12 protein-coding genes and 1 pseudogene are annotated in these 16196 nt (G+C 51.3%); 8 read left to right on the forward strand and 5 right to left on the reverse strand.

The window, feature by feature from the left end:
• Positions 1–71 precede the first annotated feature (71 nt).
• The gene (locus tag V4U88_RS16675; RefSeq protein WP_334074394.1) at positions 72–275 is read left to right on the forward strand and encodes a hypothetical protein; all 204 of its coding nucleotides are present in this window, start codon (positions 72–74) and stop codon (positions 273–275) included.
• A 109-nt stretch (positions 276–384) separates the two neighbouring features.
• Here the strand turns inward: V4U88_RS16675 and V4U88_RS16680 are convergent, their stop codons facing one another.
• The gene (locus V4U88_RS16680) at positions 385–1407 is read right to left on the reverse strand and encodes a hypothetical protein (RefSeq protein WP_334074395.1); all 1023 of its coding nucleotides are present in this window, start codon (positions 1405–1407) and stop codon (positions 385–387) included.
• A 129-nt stretch (positions 1408–1536) separates the two neighbouring features.
• Here V4U88_RS16680 and V4U88_RS16685 point away from each other — a divergent pair.
• From V4U88_RS16685 to V4U88_RS16695, 3 genes and pseudogenes are all read left to right on the forward strand, one after another.
• A pseudogene (locus V4U88_RS16685) lies at positions 1537–1674 on the forward strand (SDR family oxidoreductase); the annotation flags it as partial.
• Between the two features lie 100 nt (positions 1675–1774).
• The gene (locus V4U88_RS16690) at positions 1775–2398 is read left to right on the forward strand and encodes a hypothetical protein (protein ID WP_334074396.1); all 624 of its coding nucleotides are present in this window, start codon (positions 1775–1777) and stop codon (positions 2396–2398) included.
• A gap of 276 nt (positions 2399–2674) precedes the next feature.
• Positions 2675–5311, forward strand: a complete 2637-nt coding sequence (locus V4U88_RS16695; protein WP_334074397.1) for a PAS domain S-box protein — start codon at positions 2675–2677, stop codon at positions 5309–5311.
• Between the two features lie 144 nt (positions 5312–5455).
• On the opposite strand, the gene V4U88_RS16700 is transcribed toward V4U88_RS16695, so the two are convergent.
• The gene (locus V4U88_RS16700; protein ID WP_334074398.1) at positions 5456–6358 is read right to left on the reverse strand and encodes an aldo/keto reductase; all 903 of its coding nucleotides are present in this window, start codon (positions 6356–6358) and stop codon (positions 5456–5458) included.
• 154 nt (positions 6359–6512) lie between these two features.
• Between V4U88_RS16700 and V4U88_RS16705 the strand changes: the two genes are divergently transcribed.
• The 4 genes from V4U88_RS16705 to V4U88_RS16720 all read left to right on the forward strand — a co-directional run bounded on the left by V4U88_RS16705 (position 6513) and on the right by V4U88_RS16720 (position 11362).
• On the forward strand, positions 6513–6683 hold the full coding sequence (locus V4U88_RS16705) for a hypothetical protein (RefSeq protein ID WP_334074399.1): 171 nt from the start codon (positions 6513–6515) through the stop codon (positions 6681–6683).
• A 274-nt stretch (positions 6684–6957) separates the two neighbouring features.
• On the forward strand, positions 6958–9753 hold the full coding sequence (locus V4U88_RS16710) for a glycoside hydrolase family 3 C-terminal domain-containing protein (protein WP_442951893.1): 2796 nt from the start codon (positions 6958–6960) through the stop codon (positions 9751–9753).
• A 242-nt stretch (positions 9754–9995) separates the two neighbouring features.
• Positions 9996–10394, forward strand: a complete 399-nt coding sequence (locus tag V4U88_RS16715; protein WP_334074400.1) for a helix-turn-helix transcriptional regulator — start codon at positions 9996–9998, stop codon at positions 10392–10394.
• Positions 10395–10462: 68 nt separating this feature from the next.
• Complete coding sequence (locus tag V4U88_RS16720) at positions 10463–11362, forward strand: alpha/beta hydrolase family protein (RefSeq protein WP_334074401.1); 900 nt, start codon at positions 10463–10465, stop codon at positions 11360–11362.
• 9 nt (positions 11363–11371) lie between these two features.
• Here the strand turns inward: V4U88_RS16720 and V4U88_RS16725 are convergent, their stop codons facing one another.
• The 3 genes from V4U88_RS16725 to V4U88_RS16735 form a co-directional block, all read right to left on the reverse strand.
• Positions 11372–12112: a DeoR/GlpR family DNA-binding transcription regulator gene (locus V4U88_RS16725; RefSeq protein ID WP_334074402.1), complete on the reverse strand. Its 741-nt coding sequence runs from the start codon at positions 12110–12112 to the stop codon at positions 11372–11374.
• Between the two features lie 35 nt (positions 12113–12147).
• Entirely contained in the window at positions 12148–12540 is a 393-nt protein-coding gene (locus tag V4U88_RS16730) for a VOC family protein (RefSeq protein WP_334074403.1), read from the reverse strand.
• A gap of 125 nt (positions 12541–12665) precedes the next feature.
• Positions 12666–16172: a sugar-binding domain-containing protein gene (locus V4U88_RS16735; protein WP_334074404.1), complete on the reverse strand. Its 3507-nt coding sequence runs from the start codon at positions 16170–16172 to the stop codon at positions 12666–12668.
• Positions 16173–16196 lie beyond the last annotated feature (24 nt).

Genomic DNA, 16196 nt, shown 5'->3' on the forward strand with positions numbered 1-16196 from the left:
GAAAATTCCGCCTTCTTAGACATGTTGTCTCCGGCATATAGGTATGAAAAAGACTATAGCGGGGTGGAAGGGTGAAGGCGGTAACGGCGGATGGAGAGTTTCGAGTTTATGTCATGGAGGCTTCGGCGGTCCGGGATTTTATCCTGATTGAATTCGGCCTCGGCACTTTATTTTACAAGGTTTGGCTGCTTTTGGCCCATAACGCTTTTCTGGCCGGAACAGGAAGTTGGTTGATGACGGAGATGGTGAAAAGGGTATATAAACGGCTGATATAGATTAAGAGAGATTTCGGCCAAAAAGAGAGGAAGCTTCGACGGCGATGTCGTAGCTTCCTTGTTTTTTCGGGAAAGATGGATATGCGGGAACTTTAAGCCGGCCAAATAATCAGGACCTTACGCCATTCGTGGGGATAAGCTCCCAGGAATAGAATTTCCCCTTTTTATTGATCTTACCAAGTAGGGTAGAGGCGCCTTTCTTTGTAAACGTGTACTCATTGTTCTTGATGCTGACGTTATAACCCTTGATATTCAAACCAAACAGAGAGGACGCTTTAGCTTTGGCCACAGTGAGCGCCTGGTTCTTGGAGAGCTTCGGTTTGGCGAAGGTTTTTGCAAAGTCCTTGTCATCGGCCCAATCCTTGCCGAATTCATTGACCACAGCCCAGATTTTTCCTGTTTTTGCTCCGATGACAACCCGGTTCAAATCATTGTCGTCACGATAAATCCATGAAAACTCCGTTTCCCCTTGCTTATACTTGACCACATAATCAAAGGCGGTCATCTTGGTGATCCCCAAGGATTTTAGTGCCCGATTCGCCTGGTTCGTTAATTTCGAATTAGCGCTGCTGATCGGGGTTGAAATTCTGGCCGTAATTTGGCTGTTGCGGTCCAAATCGATTTCCAGACTTTGGTTTGTCCCCCAAATCACCCAATAATTGCGGGGTTCATTATCCTGGTATGGAAAGTAAACCCGCCATAACGCCTCGGGCTTGAAGACATTTCCAGTATCAAAGGTTTTCAAAAAAGAGGAGACGCCGGTCTGTAACGCCGGGTCCAAAACCTGCTTCAACCCCTCCGCTTTGTAGTACACGGTGGTGGACTCGACCCGCCCCTTTTTTGGGTCATATTGCTGAATAAACTCCGCATCCGCTTTACCGGTTAAGGTCCCTTTGATTTGCCACATCGATTCGATTGTCTTATCTACGCTCGTAAACTGAATTTGTTGTTCCGGTGCGACTTTGTTTAAAACATTCGTTAGTCGCAGGGTGACGTCTTGATCCAGTTCAACGGCCGAAATGCTCTGCTGATAATCAGTCCGGGCCGGAGTATCGGCATATAGGGGTGCGCTAGAGAGCAGAAGAGAGATGATTGTGGTGGTAAGTGTGATGGATCTCCATTTTTTTTGCATGTGTAACATCCTCCTGTACTTTCTGTAAAATCTCACAAAGCAATAAACGTCCATTCGATGGGAAAAGTTGCATACTACACACGAGAAAATGTGTGGTTAGAAATGAGGGGAGAAATTATTGATGCAGAGATTTCAAGACTTCATCCTATGGGGAGGCTGGGAAAGGCGGAGGAAGTGGCCAAGGCGGTTTTGTTTCTCGCAAGTGACGATGCCTCCTTTATTACAGGGACAAGTTTAATGGTCGACGGGGGGTATACGGCAGTCTAGTGATTTTTGATGGGTTTAACGTCCTAAAAAATCTGTTGTTAGGTCGAAGGTCCTTGTGTTAATGTGGTAGTATTACCAATTATCCAGCAAGGAGAGGCACATGAAGAAATTTAATATGATTCTCAGTATTATGATGGCGATGATGATCTCCTTTCTCGCCGGGATTTATGCGGCGCCGGTCATTCAGAAGAATGTGTTCGGGAAGCCGGCGGCAGCGGAGGAAGCCACCGGGACCGCCGGCGTAAAGGAAACCGGCACGAATGCGGGAGCATCCGACACAAACTCCGGTTCAGCGAAGAGCGAGCAGAACTCCGCTGATGCTAAGCAAAAGCAAGGGGATTCTAACTCGGCCAAAGTGGTAACCGGGGGAGAGATCGGCGAGCCGCTTACGTTCAATTACAGCATTAATAGCGCCGATGGCGTCAAGCTGACTTGGGAAGCTAAAAATTTGACCGGGAAAACGATTAATTACTACACCGTCGTAATCAGCACTTTCAACCCTGTAGGGGATCCATCGTACGATCAAATGTCGGACGAAAGCACATTTAAGCTAAAAGTCGTCGGTCCGGTTAAACCTGACGAAACCCTGCTTTTATTTGATCTTTTTACATATCAGGGCGCCTTACATACGATAAAAATCGACAAGATTCTTCTGGAATACGATGACGGTACCACGGAAACGATCGACTATGGCTATGAAACCAGCGACAGCAGCGGACTATAAAAAGCGAGAGGGCTAAGGAATTTCCCCTAGCCTTCTCGTTTTTTTAGTTCTACCGTTCTACCGTACTTCAACCTATGACCTTCGCGGGGCTTTTGTATCATTGGAAAGAAAAACAGTTAAAATTTTAGATTCATTTACCGAGAAATAGGGTATTTTCTGGAGAGTGCGTAATTTTAACGATTGAAGCATAAACGGAAGAGCTAGGCGCAAATTTTAGATTTGGCTTGGCTCCTCCGTTTTTATAAATTGAGCTTATAGCCAAAAGGAGAGCGTCTGATGCAGGTTCAAAGGGTCGATCATCATGAGTTGTTCAAACAAATTTATACACAGGCACCCATTGGGATTGCGCTTGCCTCTCCTGAAGGGCAATGGACGAAAGCGAACCCCGCTTTCTGTCAAATGCTTGGGTATACGAGCGAAGAACTTCTTACGATGACTTATCAGGATATTACCCATCCTGACGATTTGGCGGGCGACTTTGATTATGTTTGCGGATTGCTGGAAGGAAAATCTAAGGGATATCAATATGAGAAGCGTTATGTCAGAAAGGATGGCCAGACTCTCTGGATCTCCTTGCATGTAGCCCTGGTTCGGGCTGAACAAACGAACGAACCTCTTTATTTTATATGCCATGTCGTGAATATTTCCGACCGTAAAGCGATCGAACAGAAGATGATTTACAACGAAGAAATCTTCAAATTGATATCGGCCAATGCCCAGGAACTTATTTACATCGCCTCTCCGGATGGGGTATGTCAGTTCTGCTCGCCATCTGTTGAACAACTGCTTGGAATGACAATTAATGATGTTATAGGGAAGAAGAATTTCGAGGTTTTTCATCCCCAGGATCTGGAGCGCATCAAGAATATAAATTTCACGGGCGTTAAACTTCTCAGGTTTAGACTGCGCCATAAAGACGGGCATTATCTGTGGATTGAAGCGACGTGTAAAATGATTGGAGATGCCGAGCAGGGAAAAATCCTTGCGATCGGCCGGGACATTTCGGAACGGAAGAAGCACGAAGAAATCAGTGCGGAAGCCGAACGAATCGCTTCCATCGGCAGTTGGGAATGGGATATGGTTAACGACTACATTTCTTGTTCCGACCAGATTTTCGAAATCTTTGAACTCGAGTGCAGCCCGGCACCTTTACGCGCGTCCGAAATTTACAAGCTTATTGACCCGGCGGACGGAAAACGGCTAAGGGAACATATCGAATGGGCCAAAAAAGGAGAGCCGCTGGATTTCGAATATCGCTATGTTCATGAGGATGGCAACGAGAAACACTTGCATTTGCGTGGAGTTGTGACGTTTGACGAAAACGACCGGCCCATTCGGATCAACGGGACACTACAGGACATTACGGAGCGCAAGCTGGTTGAATTTAAACTGCAGGAATCCGTTGAACGGTATACCTCCCTCAAGAAATACAATCATGATGCGATTATTTCCTTCAATATGAAGGGAAATATTATGAACGCCAATCCTGTTGCGATTAATATGACCGGTTGCCCGGTGCCCGAAATGGCCGGGACCAGTATCTCCCGGTTTATCGGCAAGGAGAACTATCGGCTTATTCAGAACGGGCAATATGAACTGGCGGAGAAGGAAATCAACAAAATCCTGCATGTGAATGGACATGAAACGGAAGTGCTGGCCACCCTGGCTCCGATTATCATCAATAAGAAAAATGTGGGATATTACCTGATTGCCAAGGACATTACCGAACAGAAAAAGCTCCTGATCGCGAAGGAGACCGCCGAACGCATGAGTCAGGCCAAAAGTGAATTTTTGGCGATGATGAGCCATGAAATCCGCACGCCGATGAACGGAGTCATCGGGATGACCGATTTGCTTCTGGAAACCGATGGGCTCGGCAGCGAACAAAAGGAATATATCGAGATTATCAAGAAGAGCGGGGAATCGCTGCTTGCGATCATTAACGACATCCTCGATTTTTCCAAAATCGAGTCCGGCAAAACGGACCTGGTCGAGGGACCTTTTGATCTGAAAACTGTCGTTCACGAGACGATCGATATGGTGAAGCCCTTGATTCGCGATAAAAATTTGAAAGTTCATTTAGCATGGGATGACAACATATCGACACCTCTATTCGGGGATGCTTACCGGCTGAAGCAGGTTTTGACGAATGTCATCGGCAACGCCGTAAAGTTTACCGTGGAAGGGCGTGTGGACATCGAGGTGCTGCTTGCCGATGTTCAGAATTTTGACGTCCAGTTCCGATTCAAGGTGAAGGACACGGGAATCGGCATTCCCAGGGAAAAGCGGGGACATTTATTTGAACCGTTTTACCAGTTGGATAACTTTATGACGCGGACACCTCAGGGCACGGGACTGGGGCTCGCCATAAGCAAGAAACTGGTTCAGTTAATGCGCGGGGACATCTGGATTGACGAGAGTGATGAACCGGGGACGACTTTTGTGTTTACGGCCTGGTTTAAAACGAAAACGTCCGAGGAGATCAGTTCGTATCAACAGCTGCGGGAAAGAAGAAGCAACGATACTTTGCGGATTCTGATCGCGGAGGATAACGAAGTGAATCAACTGGTTCTCCGAAAAATGATCGAGAAAAAGGGCCATCTCGTCGACAGTGTGGGCAACGGTAAGGAGGCGGTGGAGGCCGTGAAGCGCACCAGTTACGATATCGTATTTATGGATGTGCATATGCCCAAGCTCAATGGGTTTGAAGCTACGAGACTGATTAAGGAATCGCTGCCCGAAAAAGACCGCCCCTATATCGTGGCCGTTACCGCAAACGCCTTAAGAGGGGATAAGGAGAGATGCCTGGAAGCGGGAATGGATAATTATGTGAGCAAACCAATTCGAAATGAATCGGTTTTGCCGCTGATCGAGGAAGTGAATAACAAGAAAAAAGCAAATATCCAGTTATAAGATCCGGTTACTTCAAAGAAAACGCCCGCTGTTGGAAATCCAAGCGGGCGTTTTCTTTTGCTCCGCTGCATCAGTTTCAAGGCCGGGCACAACCGGTATAAGTCATGGATTCCGCGGGCATATCCCCTCGTTTGCGCCCGATTACTACCGGTGCTGATGGTACAGGTTCTTTTTGCTCCATTGCCGGATCAGTTGAAGCTCTTCCTCGTTCAGCTCCGGCACATCCGCAGCGGCGATGTTCTGCAGCAACTGCTCGCGGGAGCTGGCACCCGGGATGGCGGCCGCGACGGCCGGCTGGGTGAGCGTGAAGCGGATCGCCAACTGCGTGAGATTCCGGCCTGGCGTCTCCAACCGCTTCAGCCGGGAGCGCAGCTCCTGCAGCTCGGCCAGCTCGTAGTCCGGCAGGCCCTTGGCCGGTTCCCGGCCGGCAGCCAAAGCCCCGCCCGCCAGCGGGCCTCTCGCAATCGCGCTGATCCTTTTCTCCTGAAGAACAGGGAGAACGGTCTCTTCGGCCCTGCGATCCAAGATGCTGATAGGGTTCATAACGCTGATGATTGAAGAGCGTGAAACATATTCCCGAATCACATTGGGCCGGATGGAGGATATGCCGTATTCCCGTATTACACCTTCTTGTTTTAGCTGTTCGAACGCTTCGATCGTTTCATCGATCGGGTCTTCAATTGTACCTCCATGCAGCTGATACAAATCGATATAGTCCGTCCCGAGTCTGCGAAGACTCTCTTTGACTGCGGATAAAATATGAGCTCTGGAAGGATCCCAGACCCAGCCTTCCTGACCAGGAATCCGGCGGTTGCCCACCTTGGTGGCCAGGACCACCCGGTCGCGGCGTCCCCGGATCGCTTTGCCGACAAGTTCTTCGTTCCGGCCGCTGTCATACAAATCGGAAGTGTCAAGCAGGTTGACCCCCCGTTCCAAAGCCTCATGAATCAGTGAAACGGCTTTGCTTTCCTCTATCCCCAAGGACATGCAGCCCAGGCCGATCTCGCTTACCAGCAAATCGGAATTGCCTAATCGATTCTTCTTCACTGTGGTCACTCCCCTAATGCGCCAGATAAACTTTCCGGTCTATCATACCATTCTTTTTCGGAAAAAAAGAATGGCCGGGTCCGATTCTGATCGTCGTTATCGCATCAAAATCTAAATTTCGGGGAGGATAATGCTCAAAAGGAGGTGGCTGTGCATGCCGCATAATCGCACAACCGACGAAACCGACGGCGATCCCAACACGATTTACGAGGATACAAGCCCGCATACGAAGACCGGTTTTATGCCGGACCAAGACGACATTACAACCTATCCATCCGACCAGGTAAGGGAAAAGAGCGACAATTCCGCGGATAACCGTTCCTGATCCTGTCTTCAAAAACTTCGTGAGCAAAACCGCAATGGCCGCCCCGCTAGGGGTGGCCAGTTTTGGTTTGTCAAGGTAAAAAACGTTAAAAATATAGGAATTTTTAAGGGAAAAGAGCCATAAATCTCGTCGGAAAACGATTTCCCTCTTGAAAATGTTTTCAATATTGAGAATAATGGAGAGAGGTTACAGCTATAAAACGGGGCTAGTCCCGGAGGATACATAGGGATCGAAAGCCCGAAAATACAGAGCAGATGACAATAGTGGAGGGAATATGTTGAACACAGAGAAACTGGGCATTCCATTGAAGGGCTTCGCGGAATTCAGCAGGAAGGTTGCCGCGGACGGCGCGGTGCTTTTGAAAAATGACGGACAAGTTCTTCCGATTCAAAAGGGCGAAAGGGTTTCGATCTTTGGACGAGTTCAAGTGAATTACTACCGCAGCGGTACGGGGTCGGGCGGTAGTGTAAACGTACCGTATACGACCAATTTGTTGGATGGTCTGCGCAGCAAGAAGGGCATTTCGGTCAACGAAGAATTGGCGTCGGTATATGAGAAGTGGATCGAAGCAAATCCGTTCGATAACGGCGGCGGCGGCTGGGCGGCGGAGCCGTGGTATCAGAAGGAGATGCCTTTGACCGGGGAACTTGTTGCCGCAGCCAGACAGAAATCGGACAAGGCGGTCATTGTGATCGGCCGGACCGCCGGAGAGGATCAGGATAACGCCAACGAACCGGGAAGCTATCAATTGACGGCCCAAGAAAAAGAGATGCTTCAGATGGTTACGGCTCATTTTGAGAAGACCGTCGTGGTGTTGAATGTGTCGAATATCATCGAAATGAGCTGGCTGAACGATGCGGGGTATGTTCACCCGATATCCTCCGTCATTTACGCCTGGCACGGCGGGATGGAAGGCGGTAACGCGGTTGCGGACGTGCTTGTGGGCGAAGTGACTCCTAGCGGGAAGCTGACCGATACGATCGCCTATTCTATCGAAGATTATCCGTCGACCCGCAATTACGGCAATGAATTTAAAAATCTGTACGAAGAGGACATTTACGTAGGTTACCGGTATTTTGAAACCTTTTGTCCGGACCGCGTACAGTTCGAGTTTGGCTATGGCATGTCGTACACGGAATTTCAAATCGAGCCGGAAGCAGCGAAGCGGGTTGATCAGGATGGCGAGGGCTACCTTGAAATCGGTGTTACCGTAAAAAATACAGGTGCGGTTTATGCGGGGAAAGAGGTCGTGCAGGTCTATGCGGAGGCCCCTCAGGGCAAGCTCGGCAAGCCGGCCCGCGTGTTGGTCGCTTTCGGAAAAACCGGACTGCTGCAGCCCGGGGAATCGCAGCGCCTGACCCTCAGCTTTCCAATCGGCGCCATGGCTTCTTATGATGACAGCGGTGTGACCGGACATCCTTCCGCCTATGTGTTGGAGGAAGGAACCTATTTGATTTATGTGGGCAGCAGCGTCAAAAAGCTTTCGCCTATCCCTGTGGGCGGGCAACAAGGTTATACATTGGACCGTCTTCAAGTCGTGGAGCAGTTGGAGGAAGCTCTGGCTCCCACCGAGAGCTACCAACGCATGAAACCGGGCGCCAGAAAGGCGGACGGATCGTACGAGCTCGTTTACGAAGAGGCGCCGAAACGAAAAATCTCTTTAGCGGACCGCATTCAGAACAACCTTCCCAAAACGATTGAACAAACCGGAAACCGCGGCTACAAATTAAGGGATGTCTACGACGGAAAGGTCGGCATGGAGGATTTTATCGCCCAGCTTTCCGATCAGGACTTGGCCACCATTGTCCGAGGCGAAGGGATGAGCAGCCCCCTTGTGACTCCGGGGACGGCTTCGGCCTTCGGCGGCGTAAGCGACGCTTTGTTTAACTACGGCATTCCGGTAGCTAGTACGGCCGATGGTCCGTCCGGCATCCGCATGGACAGCGGTTTGAAGGCGACCCAGGTTTCAATCGGAACTTTGCTGGCCGCGACTTGGGACGTAGACCTGGTGGAAGAACTTTATATCATGGAAGGGCAGGAACTGGTCAGCAATGATATTGATGCGCTGCTTGGACCGGGGCTGAATATCCGGCGGAGTCCGCTGAACGGGCGGAATTTCGAATATTTCTCGGAGGACCCGCTGGTCACCGGGAGGTTTGCCACCGCTTGCACGCGGGGCATCAAGAAAGGCGGCTCGAATGCCACACTGAAGCATTTCGCCTGCAACAATCAGGAGAAGCACCGCAGCAAAGTGGATGCGGTCGTATCCGAGCGAGCGCTTCGCGAAATCTACCTGAAAGGCTTCGAAATCGCGGTGAAACAAGGCGGCGCCAACTCCGTGATGACCGCTTACAACCCGATCAACGGACACTGGTCGGCGTCGAACTATGATTTGAACACTACCCTTTTACGCAAGGAATGGGGCTTCAAAGGCATTGTCATGACGGATTGGTGGGCCATTATGAATGACACGGCCAACGGCGGACCGGCGGATCGGAAGTACACGAACTGGATGGTTCGGGCCCAAAACGATCTGTATATGGTGGTCAGCAATTATGGCGCCGAAATCAATGCTTGGGACGATAATACGCTCGAATCCCTGGAGAACGGCACGCTCACGCGCGGGGAACTGCAGCGCAGCGCCATCAATATTTGCGAGTTTCTGATGCAGGCGCCGGTCTTCTTCCGGAAGCAAGAGATCGTGGAGACCGTCCATTCGTTCAAGGCCAATCCAGCGCTTGCCGGGGAACGGGCGCAATCCCTGGATCAAAACACGCAAGTCAAGCCCGTTGCGGCCGGTTCGACGTTGTTCCGGGCCGAGCAAGCCGGCGAATACCGGATCATCGTCAATGTGATGTCACCGGATTCCAATTTGGCGCAAAGCGCCTGCAATGTTTTGCTGAACGGCGACCTGATGACGACCGTACAAACGAACGGAACGGAAGGCGACTGGGTGAGACAAAAACTGGTGAAGGTGAAGCTGGAAGCCGGTTTATACGAGATGACCCTGGAATTCATCAAACCGGGGATTCAAATCGACTGGATCGAATTTAAACCGGTACAAGGCTAACGGACTGGCGCTGCATCAAGGCTCGTTACCTCCAACACCATTGTACAGGTTCGATGCAACGTCCGTGCTAACAGTCTAAAAAGGTCTTATTGTGGCAGATGCAGGAGATTTATCCCTGTATCTGCTTTTTTTAGAAGAAATAGGGCCTTGAAATACGTCTGATCCATTCCATTCCGCAAAAAAAATCAAAACAATCATGCGGGTTTTCGATTAAAGTAATACCTGTACCCGGGAGGATAAAAATGAGCTATTTCGACGCCGTAAAAAAAGCGATAGATTTTATTGAGGAACGATTGGAGAAGGAGCTTAAAATGGAGGACATCGCCCGGAATGCCGGTTTTTCTCCGTATCATTTTCACCGAATTTTTCAGCTGCTGACCAAGAACACGGTGTCCGATTACGTCAGAAAACGGAGGTTGACGCACGCGGCCGGCGAATTGTTCGATTCGGAGATCCGAATTATCGACCTTGCCGTGAAGTATCAGTTTGAATCGCAGGAGGCTTTTACCCGGGCTTTCAAGAGGATGTTCCGTATACCGCCCGGACAATTCCGCAGGCAGACCGACCTGAAAGATACGACGTATCGGCGGCCGACGCATCATGCATCGGAAATCGATCTGTATATTCCAATATGCATTTAAATCGCAGTTATCGCAAGGCGGAACAGAAGTGAACGGCGAGTAATTAATGACATGAAGGAGTTGAATGGGTGATTATTAATCACGTTAATCAAAAGGAATGGTTTGTAGGTTTAAAGCAAGTCGAGGTAGTGGATCCTCATGCCCAAACGGCTTTCCCGATGCTGGTTATGTATCCTTCGAACACCCCGGGAAAAATAGAGCAAATGGGGCCGTTTAGCCTGGAGGTGGCCCTTGATGCTAAGCCTGCGTCCGGGAGATATCCGCTGGTTATAATATCCCACGGAAGCGGCGGTTCGCTCTGGGTTTACCGGACGCTGGCCATGCATTTGGCGAGTCATGGATATATCGTGGGTGTACCCGAGCATCCCTTTAATAACCGAAACGATAACTCGCTGGATGGAACGGTGGAGAACTTAACAATACGCCCGCGCCATCTGACTCGGGCCATCGATTATTTTTATGAAAGCGAATGGTGCGCCGATTCTATTAACTCAGATACCGTTTCGGTGATCGGGCATTCTATGGGCGGGTACACGGCTTTGGCGGCGGCCGGAGGGAAGCCGACATCCTTTCCTCACGAATCCCCGAATGGAATCGCTGAACAAATTGCCGTCGCCGCAGATCCGCGCATTCGTTCCCTGGTATTACTGGCACCCGCCTCGGTATGGTTTCGAAAGCCCAACGCATTGGACGAAGTTCATCTTCCCATCCTGCTGCTCGCAGCCGAGAAAGATGATTATACTCCGCACTTCCACAGCCAAATCATTCTGGAGGGAGTCAAGGACCGTTCCAAAGTGGAATTTGCCGTGATTCATGGAGCGGGCCATTTCTCCTTTTTAAGTCCGTTTCCCGAAAAGATGAGGCATCCTGCATTTCTACCGGCAACAGATCCCCCGGGGTTTGATCGACCGGCCTTTCATCAGGTATTAAATGCTCGAGTGCTGGACTTTTTATGGCCCCATCATTGATTGAGAAAATTAAGGGACAACATAAATTTCTTTAGGTTTTGAAGCAGTGCCCGCAGTCAATGGCAGCTCCCGGTCCGTAAACAGAATGTCCACTTCTTCAAGCCGCCCAACTTTGTAAGGGAAGTCCACATTCCATTTCGAATGATCCGCCAGCATGATTACGTTTCGTGATCGAGCGATCATTTTTCGCTTGATCAGCGCATCTTCCCAGTGAACTCCGGTAATCTCGCCTTCCTCGATCCCGCATGCGCCGGTAAAAAACCAATCCGCCCGATACTGGTCCAATGCGTCAAGCGCAGACGATCCGTATACATACTGATCCCGGGGATGGAGCCGGCCTCCCAGAAGTACCAGCTCCACCTTCGGCAAATGGCTGAAGGCCTGGGAGATATGGAGGGAGTGGGTCACAATGGTCAAGGCGCGGTCTCCGATAAACTCGGCCAGGAGGGCTACCGAAGTGGAAGAATCCATAAACAGCAGATCCCCGTCTTTCGGAAGAGGTGAGGCCGCCTGCGCCAGCTTTCGTTTGATGTCTCCGCTGTCTTCTTTTCGCCGGACATAAGTTTGGATCGTTGAGGAGACGGCACCTCCCCGGGTTCGGGTGATTCGGCCTTGCTGCTCCAGCTTGACCAAATCACGTCTTGCCGTATCCCGCGACACCTGGAATGTATCGCAGATGTTCTGCACAGTCACGAGTGCCATTGTTTTGGTCATGTCTTCAATGAGGGACAACCTGGTTTCCTGGTCCATTGGCACCGCCTCCTTTTAGCCTGTCATGCGAAAGGTTAGCTCGTAATTTCAACCCGGTTATTTTCAGGGTCCAACACGACGCTTTCGTAACAGCCGTCCCCGGTCCAGCGCGGTTCGCCGATCACGGCAAAGCCGTCGTTTTTCAAGCGGGCGGTCAACGCGTCAACCTGCTCCTCGCTGCCGACAGAGATGGCCATATGGATAAAGCCCAAAGCCTGAACATCAACGGTATTGGGATTCGGTTCCTTAATGTCGGGTCTTTGCATTAATTCCAAACGGCAGCCTTCGTCATAGGAAATAAAATAAGAAGAGAAGGAAGTACGGGGATTCACGTATTTTTCGTTGGCACGGCCGTTGAAATAGGTGACATAAAACTCCTTCATTTTCTCCAAGTCTTCAACCCAAATGGCAACATGATCAATCTTCATCAGGTTCAACTCCTCATAAGTGATATGACTTATTATATAAGTAATATCGCTTATGATCAAGCTGATGAGAGGGCTGTTTCGGCTTGCGGAAATCAGCCCTCGATCTGCCGTGAAGCGGAATAGCTTTATGAAGGAACGAAGCGAAACCATTTCAGATCAAACTGACTGCCCGGCAAAAACATAAAGGTAACCGCCTGGGGGCCGCTGATGCGATCCAGCTTGAATTCCCGCTCACAGTAATCATCGGAATAAGCGAATTCGATCATTTGCCGTTGTTCCCCGGACGGTCCGCTAAAGAGAAGGTGAATCGTGTTCTTATCCAGCGGGGAGCGGCCGCACAACAGCAGCTTGCCGCTTCCGGCGTCGCCGAAGTCCATGTCCTCAAAGACGAGTGAGACGTTATTTCCGATATGTTCGATGCTCGCTTCTCCCACCTTAAACGTATCGCCGTAAATGTGGCTGTATTCCAAGGCGCTTAACCGGGAATAGGCTTTGTGCGGCTTCGCGAACCTGAACCCTTTCAAATGAATCTTCCGATGCAAAACAAGGCTGATCGCGGTGACGCCTTTCAATCGCTTCGGTAAACGGTACGTCTCGTCCTGGTATACATTCCATCGAGACGGTTTTTGATAACGGACCCGCGTCAGCATGATGGCATTATCTTCACCGGGGATGCCTTCCCAGATTTCAATCGGGAACTCCTCATCGTCCAGCGAGAAGATGGGGAGGGTCAATTCGTCGGATCCGTATCCGCCGAAATCCAAATTTCTGAAGCAGATCCGGCTTTCTCCGTCCCTGCCGGTAGCAACGCCCCGCTCATTGCCGTTTGTTAAATTGCGGCTGGCGCTCTTATCATGATACCCGGCGGAGACGAATTCGTAAGGGTCGATGAGGGCCTGCCCCAAACCGCTGATTTTAAACTCCATCAGCGAGTAAAGTCGAATCTGCTCCGCCCCGTTCGTCGTGGCGCACCGGACATAGATTTCGCCGTCGCCCAAAGCCGTAATGACGGCTTCCTGTCCGTTCGCCTCCAGCTTGGCGATGTTCGAATCGACGCCGGCCGCGTTCGTGACCCGCCACCTTACTTCACGGTAGGTCGCGTTTGCGGGATGGAGCTGAACGCGCACCGGAAGCGAACGTTTGTCGGGGGTAAGCCGATTTCCCTCCGGACAGATCAACTCCAGCTTACGGACCGGGATTTCGTCACCCGGCAAACCGCGGGTCTCGGCATCCCGAATAGCTGCTTCCGTTTGTTGTGGAGAGTGGCTGTACAAGGTCGGTTGCTCCTGCCCGTCTGGCCCGCCTTCCGTATTGACCCTCTGTGACGCGACTGCTGCAACGGTTAGCTCGTAGTGCAAAAGACCCGCGGATTCAGCCTTCACCAAGATCGTACCCGCTTCCAATGTGCTTGCGATCACGGCAAGCAGCTTACCGTTAAACAGCCTGCGGCTCGTACCCTTATAGGAGTCGTAATCCGTGCTGTCCCCGTTATCCAGGCCGACAAGCCTTCCGGGGCCTTCTACCGTAAGCCGCACGCGGTTGTTTGCATTCTCGACCGGTTGGCCCTCTGAGTCAACCGCTCCAATCTCCACAAAAACCAGGTCGGATCCATCGGCCTGAATTGTGGATTTGTCGGGGGTCATGACGAGTGAAAAGGCATCTCCGAAGGAGGAGCGGATCTGCTCGGCAATCGTTCTTCCCTGTTCGTCATAGCCTACCGCCCGCAACGTTCCCCGGCTGTAAGGGAGCCTCCAGTCGCCCGCCAGCTTGCGGCCCTGCGTATGATCGATTTCGAAGGTCCCCACGGATTCCTCGTTAAAGAACAGCTCGATCTTCGGGGCATTGGAGCAGACTCTGACGTCGATCAACTGCCCTTCGGAAAAATCCCAATACGGGAAGATATGGACCATGGGTCTCTTGCGGTAATCCGTCCATTCGGCCTGGTAGATGTAATAGGAATCTTTCTTGAATCCCGCCGTATCCAACTGGCCGAAGTAGGAGTTCTTGGTAAAATACGGCGTCGGTTCGCCGATGTAATCGAAGCCGGTCCAAATAAACTGACCGGGCGAGTATGCGGCATCGCGATCGGCGATGATGCAGCTTTCCGTGCTTTTCGCCCCCCAGCTGGTGGAGCTGTTGCCGAGGGAGGAGCACTGCTCATCGTCATCGGACAAAACGGACTGGCTCAGCGGAAAATGGTAAACCCCGCGGCTCTGCACGGTAGAGGCGGTTTCACTGCCGTATATGATCCAGTCGGGATGCTCCGCGTGGTGCTGATCATAATATTTCTCCGCATAGTTGTAGCCGGCAAACTGGACCAGATCGGCGCACCTCTGCGCGTTTTCCCAAGGCATATAATTCGAGCCGATCGTCACGTAGGCGTTGGTTCTGGAATCGTGCAGACGAACCTCGTCCCGAAGCTGCCGGGTCAATTCCTGCCCGCGTTCATCCGCATGCGTATCGTAAATTTCGTTACCGATGCTCCACATCAGCAGGCAGGGGTGATTCCGGTCCCGCCGGACCCAACTGGCCACGTCTTTCTTCCACCAATCCGGGAAGAACCGGGCGTAATCATAGGTCGTTTTCTTGCGTTCCCACATATCGAACGCTTCGGATACGATCAATACGCCCATCTCGTCGGCCAGTTCCATCAGTTCCACGGCGGGCATATTGTGGGCGGTGCGGATCGCGTTCACGCCCATCTCCTGCAGCAGGGCGATTTGGCGGCGGATCGCCGCCCTGTTCACCGCGGCGCCAAGACAGCCCAGGTCATGGTGCTGACAGGCCCCGTGGATTTTGACATAACGGCCGTTCAGGAAGAAGCCGCGTTGAGTGTCGAATTCCATCGTGCGGAATCCGAAGATGTGCACCTCCCGGTCTATGACCGCGGCTCCCGCCAGAAGCTCGGTTCTTAGCCGATAGCAGTAAGGCTGTGCAATATCCCACAGCACCGGATCGGCTAACGAGAGGAGGGAGGGGACCGAAACGGTCAAGTCCGATTCGCCGAACAGCCCGGTCTCGATTTGGGCGACGGCCCGGTCCGACGCATCCAGAACGGTATGGCGAAGCCGGCAGGAAGCCGGAGTGTCGGAAACTTCTCCGAAACTGACTTCCGTGTCGATCTCCACGTTCCAGGAGCCGTCGCCTTTTTTTGCCGAAATATAAATCCCGTCGGGCACCAAATGCGTTTCGGGGTAGGTCGTCAGCCACACTTTGCGGTAAATGCCCGCCCCCGAATACCAGCGCGAGTTGGGCGACTGATGGACCACCCGGACATAGAGTTCGTTTTCACCTTCCCGAATATATGGCGTGAGGTCCATTTCAAATGTGGAATAGCCATATTTCCATTCCCCGGCAAGTTGACCGTTGACAAACAGCGAGGAATCCATATAGATCCCTTCAAAGCGTAACGAAAAGCGCCGCCCAGCTTCTTTGTCGGGTAGGACCCAGGTTTTGCGGTACCAGCCTTCACCGTCTTCATACAATCGTTTGGCGTCATAAATCAACCAGTCGTGCGGAAGCGTAACCGGTATCCAAAGGGATGTGTCGGTCGCGGATACCGTCTCCAGTGTCGAACCTAACGGCTGTTTGGCGAAAAACCAGCTTGCGTTGAATGGTTGCTTCATGCTCATGGATAAGGCTCCTTTTTTGAATTG

Source organism: Paenibacillus sp. A14 (assembly GCF_036864815.1).
GTDB lineage: Bacteria > Bacillota > Bacilli > Paenibacillales > Paenibacillaceae > Fontibacillus > Fontibacillus sanfengchensis.

Excerpts from the sequence above, each read along its gene's own strand:
- V4U88_RS16710 (WP_442951893.1), top strand. The coding sequence starts at position 6,958 with ATGTTGAACACAGAGAAACTGGGCATTCCATTGAAGGGCTTCGCGGAA.
- V4U88_RS16715 (WP_334074400.1), top strand. The coding sequence starts at position 9,996 with ATGAGCTATTTCGACGCCGTAAAAAAAGCGATAGATTTTATTGAGGAA.
- V4U88_RS16730 (WP_334074403.1), bottom strand. The coding sequence starts at position 12,540 with ATGAAGATTGATCATGTTGCCATTTGGGTTGAAGACTTGGAGAAAATG.
- V4U88_RS16690 (WP_334074396.1), top strand. The coding sequence starts at position 1,775 with ATGAAGAAATTTAATATGATTCTCAGTATTATGATGGCGATGATGATC.
- V4U88_RS16705 (WP_334074399.1), top strand. The coding sequence starts at position 6,513 with ATGCCGCATAATCGCACAACCGACGAAACCGACGGCGATCCCAACACG.
- V4U88_RS16695 (WP_334074397.1), top strand. The coding sequence starts at position 2,675 with ATGCAGGTTCAAAGGGTCGATCATCATGAGTTGTTCAAACAAATTTAT.
- V4U88_RS16680 (WP_334074395.1), bottom strand. The coding sequence starts at position 1,407 with ATGCAAAAAAAATGGAGATCCATCACACTTACCACCACAATCATCTCT.
- V4U88_RS16725 (WP_334074402.1), bottom strand. The coding sequence starts at position 12,112 with ATGGACCAGGAAACCAGGTTGTCCCTCATTGAAGACATGACCAAAACA.
- V4U88_RS16735 (WP_334074404.1), bottom strand. The coding sequence starts at position 16,172 with ATGAGCATGAAGCAACCATTCAACGCAAGCTGGTTTTTCGCCAAACAG.